Origin of the sequence: Sphingopyxis sp. Root154 (genome assembly GCF_001427105.1) — a bacterium.
Classification (GTDB): domain Bacteria; phylum Pseudomonadota; class Alphaproteobacteria; order Sphingomonadales; family Sphingomonadaceae; genus Sphingopyxis.
Genome location: NZ_LMGI01000001.1, coordinates 1053538 through 1069354, shown reverse-complemented (window position 1 = coordinate 1069354; position 15817 = coordinate 1053538). Strand labels below are relative to the sequence as shown.

Below are 15817 nucleotides of genomic sequence, written 5' to 3'. Positions count from 1 at the left end.
TTGCGCGTCCATCTATGCCTCAACATCGCAAATGAAAGGGCAGGATCATGGAATATCGCCAGTTGGGATCGTCGGGCCTTCGTGTTCCGGCCTTGAGCTTCGGCACCGGGACGTTTGGCGGGCAGGGACCGCTGTTCAGCGCATGGGGCACGAGCGACGCGACCGAGGCGCGGCGGCTGATCAACATCAGTCTCGACGCCGGGGTGACGTTGTTCGATACCGCCGACGTCTATTCGAACGGCGCGTCCGAGGAGATATTGGGCGAAGCGATCAAGGGGCGCCGCGATGCGGTGCTGATCTCGACTAAAACCGGGCTGCCGATGGGCGATGGCCCACAGGACTGGGGCGCCTCGCGCAGCCGGTTGGTCCGCGCGGTCGAGGATGCGCTGCGGCGGCTTGGCACCGACCATATCGACCTCTTGCAACTTCACGCCTTCGACGCCTCGACCCCGGTTGAAGAACTGATGGACACGCTCGCTACGCTGATCGCCGCGGGCAAGCTCCGTTACGCCGGCGTCTCCAACTATCCGGGCTGGCAGCTCATGAAGGCGCAGGCCGCCGCTGACCGTCTCGGCACGCCGCGCTTCGTCGCGCACCAGGTCTATTATTCGCTGATCGGCCGCGCTTATGAGGCCGACCTGATGCCGCTCGCCGCCGATCAGGGCGTCGGCGCGCTGGTGTGGAGCCCGCTCGGCTGGGGCCGCCTGACCGGCAAGATCGGACGCGACCGCCCCGTTCCCGCGGGCAGCCGCCTGCACGAAACCGAACAGTTCGCCCCGCCGGTGACCGATGAGTTGCTCTATCGCGTCGTTGACGCGCTCGAAATGATCGCAGCCGAAACCGGCAAGACTGTGCCGCAGATTGCGATCAACTGGCTGCTCCGGCGCCCGACCGTGTCATCGGTGATCATCGGCGCGCGCAACGAGGAACAGCTGCGCCAGAATCTTGGCGCCGTCGGCTGGGCGCTCACCGCCGAACAGATCGCCGCGCTCGACGCCGCGAGCGACGTGCTGCCGCCCTATCCGCACACGCCATATCGGCAGCAGGCGGGTTTCGCCCGGCTGAACCCGCCGCTCGTCTGACAGGATTCTCTCCCATGAAGATCAACTTTCCCCTCCTCGCGCTTGCGACGGGTGCCTTCGGCATCGGCATCACCGAATTCGCCCCGATGGGGCTACTCCCCGACATGGCCGAAGGGCTGGGCGTGTCGATCCCCGCCGCCGGGCTGCTCGTCTCGGCCTACGCGCTCGGCGTGCTGATCGGCGCGCCGCTGATGACACTTACCACCGCGCGGATGAACCGGCGGACCTTGCTGATCGGCCTGATGGCGATCTTCACGCTCGGCAATTTCCTCTCCGCCGTCGCGGGCGATTACACGACGTTGATGGTCGCGCGCGTGATCACCTCCTTGAACCACGGCGCCTTCTTCGGCGTCGGCTCGGTCGTCGCTGCGAGCCTCGTCGCGCCCGAAAAGCGAGCGAGCGCGGTCGCGGCAATGTTCATGGGGCTGACGCTCGCCAATGTCATCGGCGTGCCGCTCGCGCCATGGGTCGGCGAGACCTTCGGCTGGCGTACCGCGTTCGGCGCGATTGCGATATGGGGCCTGATCACGATGTTCGCGCTTCGCTTTGCGCTTCCCGACATCCCGCGCGCCGAGGGCGGCAACATGCTCGCCGAACTGGGCGTGCTGAAGCGCCGCGAGGTGCTCGTCGCATTGGCGCTCACCGCGATCGGTTCGGCCGCGATGTTCACCGTCTTCACCTATATCGCCCCGATCCTGACCGAAGCGACGGGGGCAGGGACCCTGTTCGTGACCGCGATGCTGGTGATCTACGGCCTCGGCCTCACCGCAGGCAACTGGCTCGGCGGGGTGTATGCCGACCGCTCGATCGACCGCACGCTGATCGTCTCGCTCAGCGGGCTCGCGGCGATGCTGCTCCTGTTCGCGGTGACGATGTATTCGCCCATCGCGGCGGCCGTCACGATCTTCCTGTGGGGCGTCGCGACCTTCGCCATCGTCCCGCCGCTCCAGATGCGCGTGATGGAGGCGGCGTCCGATGCGCCCAATCTCGCCTCGGCGGTCAATATCGGCGCGTTCAACCTTGGTAATGCCATCGGTGCTGCGGTCGGCGGCGGGGTGATCGGCCTCGGCCTCGGTTTTCCCGCGGTGTCGATCGCGGGCGCGGTGATGGCGGTTGCGGGTCTCGTGATCGTGCTGGCATCGCGGCAACGCGCTGTCCCCGCGCTCGCGCAGGTCTGACGATTGCCATTTCGGCGGCGGGGTCTATGCAATCGACGGCATGGAAACACCGATTCTCGCTGTCCTCCTTGGCAAGTCACAGCCCTTTCGGGGCGACGAACCCAGCGCCATCGGCAAGCTGCCGGTGGCGGATGTAGTCGCCGTCGGTGCGATGGGCCTCGCGGGCGACGAGCAGGCCGACCGTACGGTGCATGGCGGCATCGACAAGGCGATCCATCATTATCCCGCCGATCATTATGACTGGTGGCGAGGGTATCTGGGCGATGCGCCGCTGCTCGATGCACCGGGCGCGTTCGGCGAGAATATCTCGACCGCGGGCCTCGACGAGCAGAATGTCTTCCTCGGCGACCGCTTCCGCCTCGGCTCCGCGCTCGTCGAAGTGACGCAGGCGCGCCAGCCGTGCTGGAAACTCGATCATCGCTTTGGAACCAAGGGCGTGATGGCGCAGGTGGTCAAGACGCGGCGGACGGGCTGGTATTACCGTGTGGTCGAACCCGGTCAGGTGCGTGCGGGCGATGCATTGGAGCTTGTCGAGCGGCGCTATCCCGACTGGCCGCTGGCATCGCTGTTCGCCTTGCTGATCGGCGGCGAGGCGAAGGATCGCCCGGCGGACCTGCGCGCGCTCCGCGACGTGCCCGTGCTCGCCGAAACGTGGAAGGTAAGGCGCGCCAAGCTCGCCGAGCAGTTCGGCGCGGATTAGGGTCAGGATCTAGCGGGTTCGTTCGTCGTCGAAAAATTCGACGTCGGACTGCCGCGCTTCAGCAGCGAGGCGTTCGACAGGACCCGCGAGACGCTCGGTTTCCGCGGGTGTGAAATGCAGCCCTAGCTTGCTGCGCCGCCAAAGGACATCGTCGGTGGTGCGCGCCCATTCGCGCATCGCCATCCAGCGCAGTTCCGCCACGCTCAGCCCATGCGCGATCTCGCCGCCGAGTGCGTCCCAACCGTCGGCCTGCCCGAGCCACGCCTGCGCATCGGTGCCATAGGCGCGGGCGATGCGGTCGACCGTCGCCGCCGTCAGGAAGGGATAGGAAAGCCTATATTCAGCCTTGAGCGCCGCCACGCCGTTCGTCGGGAAGTTGCCGCCGGGGAGCGGCGCCTTTGCGGTCCAGTGCTTGGCCGACAGCGCCGGAACATGATGGACAAGCTCATCGACGGCGGCCTCGGCGACATGGCGGTAGCTTGTGATCTTGCCGCCATAGATGGTGAGCAGCGGCGCGCCCTCGGCCCTGTCGAGGTCGATGCGGTATCCGCGCGTCGCGGCTTCGGGTCGGCCCGAACCGTCCTCGATCAGCGGCCGCACGCCCGAATAGGTCCAGACGACGTCGGCGGGCGTGATCGGCTCGCGGAAATAAAGGCTCGCGCCTTCGCACAGATACGCGATTTCCTCGTCGCTTGCTGTGGCTTCGCTCGCCGGTCCGTCATGATCCTGATCGGTCGTTCCGATCAGCGTGAAATCGCGCTCATAGGGAATGGCGAAGAAGATGCGCCCGTCGGGAAGCTGGAAGAAATAGGCATAGTCATGCTCGAACAGCTTGCGCACGACGATATGCGAGCCGCGCACCAACCGCATCTGATGGTCGGGTTCGGCGTCGGCGCGTTTGAGCAGGTCGAGCACCGCGGGCCCCGCCGCATTCACGACGCTCCGGCCGGAGAAGCGATACTGATGCCCCTGATCGTCGCGTGCATCGACGACCCACAGGCCATCCTCGCAGCGCAGCATTTCGGCGCGCGTCCGCGTGCGAACGCGCGCTCCGCGGTCAGCCGCATCGCGCGCGTTGAGCGCGACCAGCCGCGCATCGTCGGCCCAGCCGTCCGAATATTCGAAGCCGTGAACATATTGCGGTTGCAGCGGCCCGCCCGCAGCGTGGCGGCGCAGGTCGACCGAGCGCGTCGCGGGCAGCTTCTTGCGGCCGCCAATATGATCGTAGAGGAAGAGCCCGAGCCGCAGCAGCCAGCGCGGCCGCAGCCCCGGCCGGTGCGGCAGGACAAAGCGCAGCGGGCGGATGATGTGCGGCGCGATGCCCCACAGTATCTCGCGTTCCTTCAGCGCCTCGCGGACGAGCCGGAATTCATAATGTTCGAGGTAACGCAGCCCGCCGTGGATCAGCTTGGTCGATTTCGACGACGTGCCCTGCGCGAGATCGCCCGCTTCGAGCAGCAGCACGCGCGCCCCGCGCCCCGCGGCGTCACGCGCCACGCCGGCACCGTTGACGCCGCCGCCGACGACGATGACATCATAGGGTATGGCGCTGTCAGGCATGATGAAATCCCTATGGCAGCGTTGTCGGATTTGCCAAGTGAAGACATCGTATGCGGCCTACGTATGCGCGTTGCATTCGGGCGGCGCATCCGCCAATTCTCGGGCGATATATCTAGGGGACGAATGTGAGCGTGAAAGTCGAAACATTGGTGCTGTTCGGCGCGACGGGCGACCTCGCGCAGCGCATGCTCTTTCCCTCGCTCTACAATCTTCACCTCGACGGGCTGCTCGCCGACGCGCTGACGATCATCGGATCGGGGCGGTCGAAGATGGACCGCGCGGCGTTCCAACAGCAAGTCCGCGATGCGCTGACCGAGCATCTGCCCGCCGACCGCGTCGAAGAGGCGGGCGTCGCGGCCTTCCTCGCGCGGATCGACTATTGCGCGATCGATGCCGGCGCGGGCACGGGTTATGACGAACTCGCGGCGCTGCTCGCTGGCCGCATGGCCCGCCCGATCGGCGTCTATCTCTCGACCCCGCCGTCGATGTTCGGGCCGATCGCGCAGGGCCTAAATGCAGCGGGCATCGCCTGCGCCGAGTGCCGCATTGCGATGGAAAAGCCGATCGGTCACGACCTCACCTCGTCGCGCGACGTCAATGCGCAGGTCGGCGATGCCTTTGCCGAGGACCGCGTCTTCCGCATCGACCATTATCTCGGCAAGGAAACGGTGCAGAACCTGCTCGCGCTGCGATTTGCCAATATGTTGTTCGAACCGCTGTGGAACGCGCAGGCGATCGACCATGTCCAGATCACCGTCGCCGAAACCGTCGGCCTCGAGGGCCGCGTGTCCTATTATGACGGCGTCGGCGCGCTGAAGGACATGGTCCAGAACCATATGCTTCAGCTGCTCGCGATCATCGCGATGGAGCCGCCGTCGAGCGTGTCGTCGACCGCGGTGCGCGACGAGAAGGTCAAGCTGCTGCGCAGCTTGCGCAAGATGACGGCGGCCGACGTGAAGGCGCACAGCGTCAAAGGGCAATATACCAGCGGCGCGGTTAACGGCGGTGCCGTTGCGGGTTACGCCGACGAACTCGGCAATCCGTCGAACACCGAAACCTTCGTGGCGCTGAAGGCCTATATCGACAATTGGCGCTGGAAGGGCGTGCCCTTTTATCTGCGTACCGGCAAGCGGATGCCGCAGCGCAAGTCGGAGGTGCTGATCCAGTTCAAGCCGGTGCCGCACAATATCTTCGCGCGCGTTGGCGCGGGCAAGCTCGATGCGAACAGCATGATCATCAACCTGCAGCCCGAAGAGAATATCCGGGTCAAGGTGATGGCGAAGCAGCCCGGGCTCGACCGCGACGGCGTGAAGCTGAAAGAGGTGACGATGGACGTCTCGCTCTCGCACAGCTTCGCGGGCGAGCGGCGACGCATCGCCTACGAGCGCCTGCTGCTCGATTTCATCGAGGGCGACCAGACCTTGTTCGTGCGCCGCGACGAGGTCGAGGCGCAGTGGCAGTGGATCGACTCGATCCGCGACGCCTGGGCCGAGGTCGATATGGCGCCGCAGAATTACACCGCGGGAAGCTGGGGCCCGTCGAGCGCAATCGCGCTCATCGAACGCGACGGAGCGAGCTGGCATGACTGATCTGAACCCCGTAATCGCTAAGGTTACCGACCGCATCATCGAGCGCAGCGCGCCGCGCCGTGCGGCCTATCTCGGCCTGATGGATCGCCAGCGCGAGGCGGGCACCAATCGCGGCAACCTGTCGTGCGGCAATCTTGCGCATGGCTTTGCCGCGTCGGGCGAGGACAAGCCCGCGATCCGGTCGGGCGCCGAGATGAACATCGGCATCGTCACCAGCTATAACGACATGCTCTCGGCGCATCAGCCGTACGGCCGCTACCCCGAACAGATCAAACTCTTCGCGCGCGAAGTCGGCGCCACCGCGCAGGTCGCGGGCGGCGTCCCCGCGATGTGCGACGGCGTGACGCAGGGGCAGGCGGGCATGGACCTGTCGCTGTTCAGCCGCGACAATATCGCGCAGGGCACGGTGATCGCATTGAGCCACGCAATGTTCGAGAGCGCGCTGCTGCTTGGCATCTGCGACAAGATCGTCCCGGGCCTGCTGATCGGCGCGCTGCGTTTCGGCCATCTGCCGCAGATCCTGATCCCCGCGGGCCCGATGCCGTCGGGCCTTGCGAACAAGGAAAAGCAGCGCGTCCGCCAGCTTTATGCTGAGGGCAAGGCGACCCGCGATCAGCTGCTCGAGGCCGAGGCCGCGAGCTATCATGGCGCGGGCACTTGCACCTTCTATGGCACCGCGAATTCGAACCAGATGATGATGGAACTGATGGGGCTGCACGTCCCCGGCAGCGCCTTCACGAACCCCGGCACCAAGCTGCGTCAGGAACTGACGCGCACCGCGACACACCGCGTGGCAGAGATCGGCTGGGACGGCGACGATTACCGTCCGCTGTCGCGCTGCGTGGACGAGAAGGCGATCGTCAACGCCGCGATCGGCCTGCTCGCGACCGGCGGATCGACGAATCACGCGATCCATCTGCCCGCGATCGCGCGCGCGGCGGGGATCATCATCGACTGGCAGGATTTCGACGAGCTGAGTCACGCGGTGCCGCTGCTCGCGCGCGTCTATCCGAACGGCGCGGGCGACGTGAACAATTTCCATGCGGCGGGCGGGATCGGCTATGTCGTGCGCGAATTGCTGGGGGCAGGCTTGCTCCACGGCGATGTGCTCACCGTCGGCGGGACGATGGCCGATTATGCGTCGGAGCCGGTGCTGGTCGACGACGAACTTCACTGGCAGGCAGCACCCACGACAAGCCGTGACGACACGATGCTGCGCCCCGTCGCTGCGCCTTTCTCGCCTGACGGCGGGATGCGCCTGCTCGCGGGCAATCTCGGCCGCGCGATCATCAAGACCAGCGCGGTTGTCGAGGATCGCTGGACGATCGAGGCGCCGTGCCGGATCTTCGACGACCAGAACCAGGTGCTGACCGCATTCAAGGCGGGCGAGCTCGAACGCGATGTCGTCGTCGTTGTGCGCTTCCAGGGGCCGCGTGCCAACGGGATGCCCGAACTCCACAAGCTGACGCCGGCGCTCGGCGTGCTGCAGGACAAGGGTTTCCGCGTTGCGCTGCTCACCGATGGCCGCATGTCGGGCGCGAGCGGCAAGGTTCCCGCGGTCATCCACCTCTCGCCCGAAGCCTTGCCGGGCACGGATGGGGTGAGCGGCCCGCTCGCCTTTCTCGTCGACGGCGACATTGTCCGCGTCTGTGCGCGCAAGGGGGAGGTGCTCGCGCTCGTCGATCCCGCCATTTGGTCCGCACGCACCGCCGCGGTCCCGCCGCCGCCCGCTGTCGGCGTTGGCCGCGAGCTGTTCGCCTTGTTCCGCCACCATGCCGACGAAGCCGAAAAGGGTGGGTCGGCGATCCTCGCGGCGATGGAAACGGTAATCTAGCTCGTCGCCCCCGCGAAGGCGGGGGCCGCTGGCAACCATGCGCAACACTGATAGCGGCCCCCGCCTTCGCGGGGGCGACGAAGGAATTGAAATGACCGACAAAAGCATCGACCAGATCATGCGCCTCGCGCCCGTCATCCCGGTGATCGTCATCGACCGCGTCGAGGACGCGGTGCCGATGGCCGAGGCGCTCGTCGCGGGCGGGCTGACCGTGCTGGAAGTCACCTTGCGCACCCCCGCCGCGCTCGACGCGATCGCCGCGATGAAAAGCGTCAAGGGTGCGGTCGTCGGCGCGGGCACGGTGCTCGACCCCGCAATGCTCAAGGGCGCGATCGCCGCGGGCGCTGAATTCATCGTCTCGCCCGGCCTGACCGACAATCTAGGCAAGGCCGCGGTCGCTAGCGGCATTCCCTTCCTCCCCGGCACCGCCAACGCTGGCGACATCATGCGCGGCATGGATCTCGGTCTCGACCGCTTCAAATTCTTCCCCGCGGCGACCAGCGGCGGCATCCCGGCGCTGAAGGCGCTCGCAGGCCCCTTCGGTCAGGCGCGCTTCTGTCCGACCGGCGGCATCAGCCTCGCGACCGCGCCCGACTGGCTCGCGCTTGAAGCGGTGCTGTGCGTCGGCGGCAGCTGGGTCGTCCCCTCGGGGACGCTCGACCCTGCAAAAATCGAGACGTTGGCGCGCGAGGCCGCCGCACTTTCACGCCATTGATTAACCCCATTTTACCTGTCACTGTGCAGGGATAAGGCGGCAATATAGCCGTTGGTGGGGAGACAGGCGTGCCGAGGCCGCAACCGCATTTGGACGAAGTTCTGGCGTCGGAGCCGGGGTCGCATATCGCCGCGCTGTTCGATTTCGACGGCACGATCATCTCGGGCTATTCCGCGACCGCGATGCTGCGCGAGAAATTCCAGCGCCGCGAAATGTCGGTCGAGGAGATTGCGGAGACCGCGCAGGTCGTTGCGCAGCACAGCCTCGGCACGATCGGTTTTTCGGGGCTGATGTCGGGCGCCGCGAAATTCATGCGCGGCGTCGACGAGGAAAGCTTCATCGAGTTCGGCGAGGAACTCTACAAGAAGCATATCGCGCGCAAGATCTATCCCGAGACGCGCGCGATCATCGAGGCGCATCAGGCCAAGGGCCACCGCGTCGCGATTATCTCCTCGGCGACGATCTACCAGATCGAACCGACCGCGCGCGACCTCGGCATCGAGGATATCAAATGCTCGGCCTATGAGATCGAGGATGGCGTCTTCACCGGGGAGATCATCCGCCCGCTCTGCTTCGGCGAAGGCAAGGTGCTCGCGGCCGAGGAACTTGCCGCCGAATATGGCCTCGATCTCGACCAGAGCTTTTTCTATTCGGACAGCGACGACGATATCGAACTCTTGGAGCGCGTGGGCAAACCGCGCCCGCTCAACCCCAATCTGAAACTCAAGGCCATTGCCGAAGAAAATGGCTGGCCGGTGCAGCGCTTTGCGAGCCGCGGGACGCCGAGCTGGGTCGATTATACGCGTACCATCTACGCCACCGGCTCGCTCGTCGGTGCTTTCGCCGCGGGGCTGCCGATCTGGGCGCTCACCCGTTCGCAGCGCGAGGCGGCGAATTTCTCGATCGGGCTGTTCGGCGATTTCGCGACCGCGATCACCGGCGTCGAACTGGAGGTCGAGGAGGAGAAGCATCTCTGGTCCTCGCGCCCGTGCGTCTTCATCTTCAACCACCAGAGCAAGGCGGACGTCATGATCCTCGCCAAGCTCATCCGCCGCGACATGGGCGGGGTGGGCAAGAAAGAGATCAAGGACATCCCCATCCTCGGCAAGCTGATGGAATGGGGCGGCACCGTCTTCGTCGACCGCGCTGACGGCAAGAGCGCGATCAAGGCCATGGAGCCGCTGGTCGACGCGATCAAGATCGAGGGCAAGTCGATCTGCATCTCGCCCGAGGGCACGCGCAGCCTGACGCCGAAGCTCGAACCGTTCAAGAAGGGCGCCTTCCATCTCGCGATGCAGGCCGGGGTGCCGATTGTACCGATCGTGATTCATAATGCCACGGACGTCGCGCCGAAGAACGAGTTCGTGATGCGCCCCGCGACGGTGCGCGTCACCGTGCTGCCGCCGGTCGACACGTCGAAATGGAGCCCGCGGACGATCAACACGCATGTCCGCGACGTCCGCAACATGTTCCTCCGCACGCTCGGCCAGCCCGAGGAAAGCGTCGCGGAATCGGTGGCGAAAGAGCCCGCGCCCGGGGCCGCGCCGCCCGAAGCCAAGACCGAAAAGGCCAAGCCGAAAAAGGCAGCCGCGAAAAAGCCCACCGCAAAGAAAAAGGCCCCCGCCAAAAAGCCTGCGGCCGCCAAGGGAAAGACCGGCTAAGCGGTGGCCGACGGAACGCCCCGCACCCCGATCGTGACGGAGCAGGCGGCCGACCGGCTCTATATCATCGACGCGCGCAACGGGGTCGAACGGCGCTTGTTGCTCGACTGGATGCATTCGACGAGCGGCGATGACGAGCCGGCATGGGCCAGCCTCGACATCGAGGATGGCGATCATGCGCTGCCCGTAGACGTGCTGCAGGCGCGGCTTGGCGGCGCGCCGTCGCGGCTGGTCGTGCCGCTGCGCGTCGCGTGGCGCATTCCGGGGTTCGACAAGGACCGCGCGCTCAAATTCCGCCACCTGATCTTCGGTGATCCGCGGCATCCCGGGCCGCTCCGCTCGCGGCTGATCCTGCTTCGCGACCGCCGTCGCGCGCAGATTTTGGTGGGCGAGGCGGCGACGCTCGACGCGCTCCGCGACCGTTTCTGCCAGCAGACCGGCGGCGGCGACGGCGAAGGAACCGATAGCCCCGAATTCGCGGGCTTCGTCGCGCGGCAGGCCTCGCTTGCCCTCGACGTCGCCGAACGCGGTATCCGCGGCACGCGCTACAAGGTGCCGCGCTTCGTCTCCGACGGGCTGCGCACCAGCCCCAAATTCCGCTCCGCGCTTGCCGAATTGTCCGAGGCGACGGGCCGCCCGGTCGCCGAACTTTTCCGCGAGGCGCGGCCGTTGATGAAGGAGGTCATCGCGCGGCCTTCGGCGCTTTTTCTCGATCTTCGCGCGCGTCTCGATCGGATGATGTTCGGCGGCTACGCGCCCGAGATGGAGGTCGACGCCGCCGAACTCGCACGGCTGCGTTCGATCCTGCGTGAGCATCCGACCGCGATCCTCTTCACGCACAAGACCTATATCGACGGCGCGACGCCCAGCCGGCTCACTTATGAAAACGACATGCCGATGCTGCACAGCTTCGGCGGCGCCAATCTCGACTTCGCGGTGATGGGCGAATTTTTCCGCCGCTCGGGGATGATCTTCATTCGGCGGAGCTTCCAGGACCAACCGGTCTACAAGCTCGTGCTGCGCCACTATATCGCCTGGCTGCTCGCCAAGCGCTTCCCGCTGTCGTGGGCGTTCGAAGGGACGCGCTCGCGGCTCGGCAAGCTGATGCCCCCCAAATATGGCCTGATGAAATATGTCCTCGACGCGGCGCACGCGACCGGGACGCGCGATGTGCATTTCGTGCCCTTCGTCACCAGCTTCGACCTGATCCGCGACGTCGAGGAATATGCCGCCGAGCAGACCGGGCGAAACAAGAAGCCCGAGAGCCTGTCGTGGTTTCTCGGCTATATGAAGAGCCTGAAGGAGCCCTCGGGCCGCATCCGGCTCGACATCGGCAATCCCGTCGTGATCGACGAGGCCCCAGGCCCCGACGACAAGCGCGCGCTCGAAACGATCGCCTTTGCGGTTGCGGTCGAGGCGAACCGCGTCACGCCGCTGACGGTCACCTCGGTGATGTGCCTGATCCTGCTCGGCATGGCGCCGCGCGGCGCGACTGCCGCCGAACTGCTCGGCGCGATCGGTGCAGTGACCAACTGGGCGCGCGCGCGCTGCATCCGCCTCAGCAGCGAGCTCGAAAGCGGCGACGACAGCGCGCTCTCCGCGACCGTCGACACGCTCGTCGAGAGCGGCCTGCTGACGCGCTACGAAGCGGGCAGCGAGAATGTCTATTCGATCGACCCCGCCAAACATCCGATGGCGAGCTATTACCGCAACATCATCGCACATCATTTCCTCGATCGCGCGATGATCGAGCTCGCGCTGTTCGAACTCCGCGATGGCGACAGCGGCGATGCGACCGCGGCCTTCTGGGCGAAGATCGATCGCCTGCGCGACCTGTTCAAATTCGAATTCTTCTATCCGCCACGCGACGAGCATCGTGCCGCGATCGAGGCAGAGCTGACACGCATCGATCCCGTATGGGACCGCCGCCTCGCGAGCGGCGATCGCGGTATCGCGCAGCTTCTCCGCCGCTGCCAACCCGTCGTCGGCCACGCGATATTGCTGCCCTTCGCCGAGGCCTATTCGGTCGTCGCCGAACAGCTCGCGCGCGCCAAGCCCGGTGATGTCGTCGATGAAAAGGCGCTGCTCGACGCAGCGCTCGTCGAAGGCCGGCAGGCCTATCTGCTTCGCCGGATCAGCAGCGAGGCGGCGATCGGGAAATTGCTCTTTGCCAACGGCCTTTCGCTGATGCGCCATATGGGGCTCGCGGAGGAGGCGACGCCGGTGAACCTCGCCGCGCGCCGTGCGCTGCTGATGGAACTGCGGGGGTTGGCCAACGTCATGGAAACGATGCGCCTGTCGACAGTGGCGCTGGCCGATCGGTTGCCGGGCGCCGGAGAATGAACGTGCGTTATCCGATTTTCGTCATTGCGAGCGTAGCGAAGCAATCCAGAGCGGTTTACGCCTACTTTGGATTGCCGCGTCGCCTTCGGCTCCTCGCAATGACGGCACGGTAGAAGGAACCCGACATGCTAAAACAGCTCAGCGCGCAGGACGCCCAGTTCCTCTACACGCAGACCGCGAACAATCTGACGCACATCATGGGGGTCTATATCTACGACCCCTCGACTGCGCCCGGCGGCTTCGTGCGCTTCAAGGATATTATCCGCCACGTCGAAAGCCGCGTTCACACCTCGCCCTTGTTCAAGCGCCGGCTCCACCGCCTGCCGTTCGACATGGACCATCCCTATTGGGTCGAGGACGAGCATTTCGACATCGAAGCGCATATGAGCCACGCGCGGCTGCCCGAGCCGGGCGACTGGCGGCAATTCTGCATCGCGGTCGCGCGCTGGTTCTCGAAGCCGATGGATATGAACCGCCCGCTCTGGGACATTTACATCATCGAAGGGCTCGACCGGATTCCGGGCATTCCGAAGGGCAGCTTCGCGATGCTCCACCGCGTCCACCATGCCGCAGTCGATGGTGCCTCGGGCGCGCATGCCTTTATCGCGATGAGCGACATCGATGCGAAGGGCACGCCCGCGATTGCCGAGCCGCCGCCGGTCGAGGAGCTGGGCAAGGCGCCGTCGAGCACCGAAACGCTCTCGCGCGCCTGGTCGGCGTCGATGCAGTCGCCGGTCAAGTTCATGAACGCGCTGATAAAGATGTCGCCTGCGATCATCTCGTCGGCGCGCAAGTCGATAGCCGAGGGTGGCATGACCGCGGGCGTCCCCGAAACGCGCTTCAACGTGCCCGTCGGCCCGCACAAGATGTTCGACGCGACGACGGTGGCGCTCGCCGATGTCGCCGAGATCCGCAAGAAGGTGCCCGGCGCGACGGTCAACGACGTCGTGCTCACCACCGTTGGCGGGGCGCTCAGGAAATATCTCGCGAAGCACAAGGAATTGCCGAAGGACAGCCTCGTCGCGGTCGCGCCGATCAACTTGCGCGGGAAGGGCGGCAAGGCATCGAAACCGGGCAATCAGGTGTCGGCGATGAGCGTGCCGATCCGCACCGACATCGCCGATCCGCTCGAACGGCTCGCGGCGGTTCGCGACTATACGGCCGAGGCGAAGGAGGCGAAGGCGGGAGTCAGCGCACGCATCATGACCGACCTGTCACAGCATATTCCGGGCGCAACGATGGCGGCGGTGGCGCGGCTCGTGACCAGCGAACGCTTCGCGGTGCGCGGGACGAACCTCTTCATCTCGAACGTCCCCGGCGCGCAGGTGCCGCTCTACCTCGCGGGCGCGCAGCTCGTGCAGCAGCACGGCATGGCGCCGCTCGCGAACAATATGGGACTGTTCGTCGCGACCCCCAGCTACAACGGCCGCATCGCCTTTTCGCTTATCTCCGAACGCGCGGTGATGCCCGACATCGCCTTTTTCCGCGAATGTATCGACGAAAGTTTTGCCGACCTGATGGCCGCGGTGCCGAAGGACGAAAAGCCCAAAGCCGCTACGGCAACGCCGAAACCCGCGGCCAAGCCCAAGCCGAAACCGAAAGCCGCTCCAAAACCTGCTGCGAAGGACAGGGTGAAACCGGTTGCTAAAGCGAACGCAACCGGCAAGACTCGTAAAAAATAGACCATGCTCTCGCAGGATTACCGAATGCTTTTCACCCCGACGCTCAGCGCCGACCGCGATCTGGTGACCGCGCCCGATTATGCCGCATGGAGCAACGCTGCGCGCGAACATGACCGGAAATCGGGGCTGCAGGCGTGGCGCGACGCCGACGAAAGCAAGCATTTCGATTACAAGGCGATCCGCGCGCGGCTCGAAAAGCTGCGCAAGCTGTCGGCGGCGGGTGACGTCAAGGGGCTGCTCTTCGTCCTCAACGAAGGCATTCACGGCAATATCGACGGCATGGGGCACGAGCGCCTCTATCAAAAGGCGCGCTTCGGCACGAAAAAGCTGGTCGAGGATTATGTCGCCGAGGTCGTCGCCTCATTGGGCAAGATCGGCGCGTCGCGCAGCATCACCCGCGAGGAAAAGCGCGACTTCTTCCGCCGCGCGCAGCATTGCTACGGCCGCTCGGCGCTGCTGCTTTCGGGTTCGGGCAGCTTCCTCTTCTTCCACATCGGCGTGGTGAAGGCTTTGTGGGAAGAAGGCGTGCTGCCCGCGATCATGTCGGGCGCGAGCGGCGGCTCGATCGTCGCCGCAATCGTCTGTACGCGCAAGAACGCCGACATCGGCGCCTTCCTCGAAAGCAACCGCCTCGCCAATCCCGACCGCGACCCCGAACAAAGGCGCCTCGCGCCCGACGAGGTGCGCGAACGCCTTGCCGACCTGATCCCCGACCTGACCTTTCAGGAAGCCTATGAGGTCAGCGGCCGCCACCTCAACGTCTCGGTCGCGCCGGCCGAAAAGCATCAGAACGGCCGCCTGCTCAACGCGATTACCGCGCCCAACGTGCTGATCCGCGAAGCGGTGCTCGCGTCGTGCGCCGTGCCCGGCGTCTTCCCGCCGGTGATGCTGATGGCGCGCGACGACCGGGGCGAGCGCATCCCGTACCAGCCCGACCGGCGCTGGGTCGACGGATCGGTGACGCACGATATCCCGACCAAGCGGCTCGAACGCCTCTATGGCGTCAACCACCATATCGTCAGCCAGGCGAACCCGATCGCGCTGCCCTTTGCGACCGACACGCGCAAGCAGATGGCGCCGATCGAGGCCATTCAACACGCGTCGATGGCGACCTTCAAGGCGTGGCTCAACGCGAACATGGTGATCTTCCAGAAACCGCTCGAATGGGTCCCACCGCTCAACAGCCTCGCCAATATGGCGCGGTCGGTGATCAATCAGGAATATACCGGCGACATCAACATCATCCGCCCGCCCAAATTCTGGTCGCCGGCGAAGATTTTGAGCGATCTCGCGCAGGAGGATATCGACGAGCTGATCGACACCGGCGAACGCACCGCATGGCCGAAGGTCGAAATGGTCCGTACCCAGACCGCGATCAGCCGCGCGCTCGAAGCGATTTTGGCGAAGATCGACAAGGCTGGCGACGACGGCCCCGGCCACCGCAGCGCGGCGCTGAAGAAGGCGGTTCGCTGA

11 protein-coding genes are annotated in these 15817 nt (G+C 65.7%); 10 read left to right on the top strand and 1 reads right to left on the bottom strand.

The window, feature by feature from the left end; translation table 11 throughout:
• Window positions 1-47 precede the first annotated feature (47 nt).
• From ASD73_RS04755 to ASD73_RS04745, 3 genes are read left to right on the top strand one after another with little or no spacing between them, the layout of a single operon-like run.
• The gene (locus ASD73_RS04755; RefSeq protein WP_056368704.1) at window positions 48-1082 is read left to right on the top strand and encodes an aldo/keto reductase; all 1035 of its coding nucleotides are present in this window, start codon (window positions 48-50) and stop codon (window positions 1080-1082) included.
• 14 nt (window positions 1083-1096) lie between these two features.
• Window positions 1097-2260 (top strand): MFS transporter, encoded by a 1164-nt coding sequence (locus tag ASD73_RS04750; RefSeq protein ID WP_056368706.1) that lies wholly within the window; start codon window positions 1097-1099, stop codon window positions 2258-2260.
• A 40-nt stretch (window positions 2261-2300) separates the two neighbouring features.
• Window positions 2301-2960, top strand: a complete 660-nt coding sequence (locus ASD73_RS04745) for an MOSC domain-containing protein (protein WP_056368707.1) — start codon at window positions 2301-2303, stop codon at window positions 2958-2960.
• Window positions 2961-2969: 9 nt separating this feature from the next.
• Here ASD73_RS04745 and ASD73_RS04740 read toward each other — a convergent pair whose 3' ends face one another.
• On the bottom strand, window positions 2970-4520 hold the full coding sequence (locus ASD73_RS04740; RefSeq protein ID WP_056368709.1) for a glycerol-3-phosphate dehydrogenase: 1551 nt from the start codon (window positions 4518-4520) through the stop codon (window positions 2970-2972).
• 125 nt (window positions 4521-4645) lie between these two features.
• Between ASD73_RS04740 and zwf the strand changes: the two genes are divergently transcribed.
• The 7 genes from zwf (at window position 4646) to ASD73_RS04705 (ending at window position 15817) form a co-directional block, all read left to right on the top strand.
• Window positions 4646-6109, top strand: coding sequence for a glucose-6-phosphate dehydrogenase (gene zwf, locus ASD73_RS04735; RefSeq protein ID WP_082521357.1), 1464 nt, complete (start codon window positions 4646-4648; stop codon window positions 6107-6109).
• Window positions 6102-7943, top strand: coding sequence for a phosphogluconate dehydratase (edd, locus tag ASD73_RS04730; protein ID WP_056368711.1), 1842 nt, complete (start codon window positions 6102-6104; stop codon window positions 7941-7943). Before zwf ends, edd begins: the two co-directional genes overlap by 8 nt.
• Before the next feature lie 91 nt (window positions 7944-8034).
• Complete coding sequence (eda, locus tag ASD73_RS04725; protein WP_082521356.1) at window positions 8035-8658, top strand: bifunctional 4-hydroxy-2-oxoglutarate aldolase/2-dehydro-3-deoxy-phosphogluconate aldolase; 624 nt, start codon at window positions 8035-8037, stop codon at window positions 8656-8658.
• Window positions 8659-8747: 89 nt separating this feature from the next.
• A complete protein-coding gene (locus ASD73_RS04720) occupies window positions 8748-10319 on the top strand; it encodes an HAD-IB family hydrolase (protein ID WP_235534138.1) in 1572 nt (523 codons plus the stop codon).
• 3 nt (window positions 10320-10322) lie between these two features.
• Window positions 10323-12662, top strand: coding sequence for a glycerol-3-phosphate 1-O-acyltransferase (locus ASD73_RS04715; RefSeq protein ID WP_056368716.1), 2340 nt, complete (start codon window positions 10323-10325; stop codon window positions 12660-12662).
• Window positions 12663-12787: 125 nt separating this feature from the next.
• Window positions 12788-14344: a wax ester/triacylglycerol synthase family O-acyltransferase gene (locus ASD73_RS04710; protein ID WP_056368718.1), complete on the top strand. Its 1557-nt coding sequence runs from the start codon at window positions 12788-12790 to the stop codon at window positions 14342-14344.
• 24 nt (window positions 14345-14368) lie between these two features.
• Complete coding sequence (locus tag ASD73_RS04705) at window positions 14369-15817, top strand: DUF3336 domain-containing protein (protein WP_056368719.1); 1449 nt, start codon at window positions 14369-14371, stop codon at window positions 15815-15817.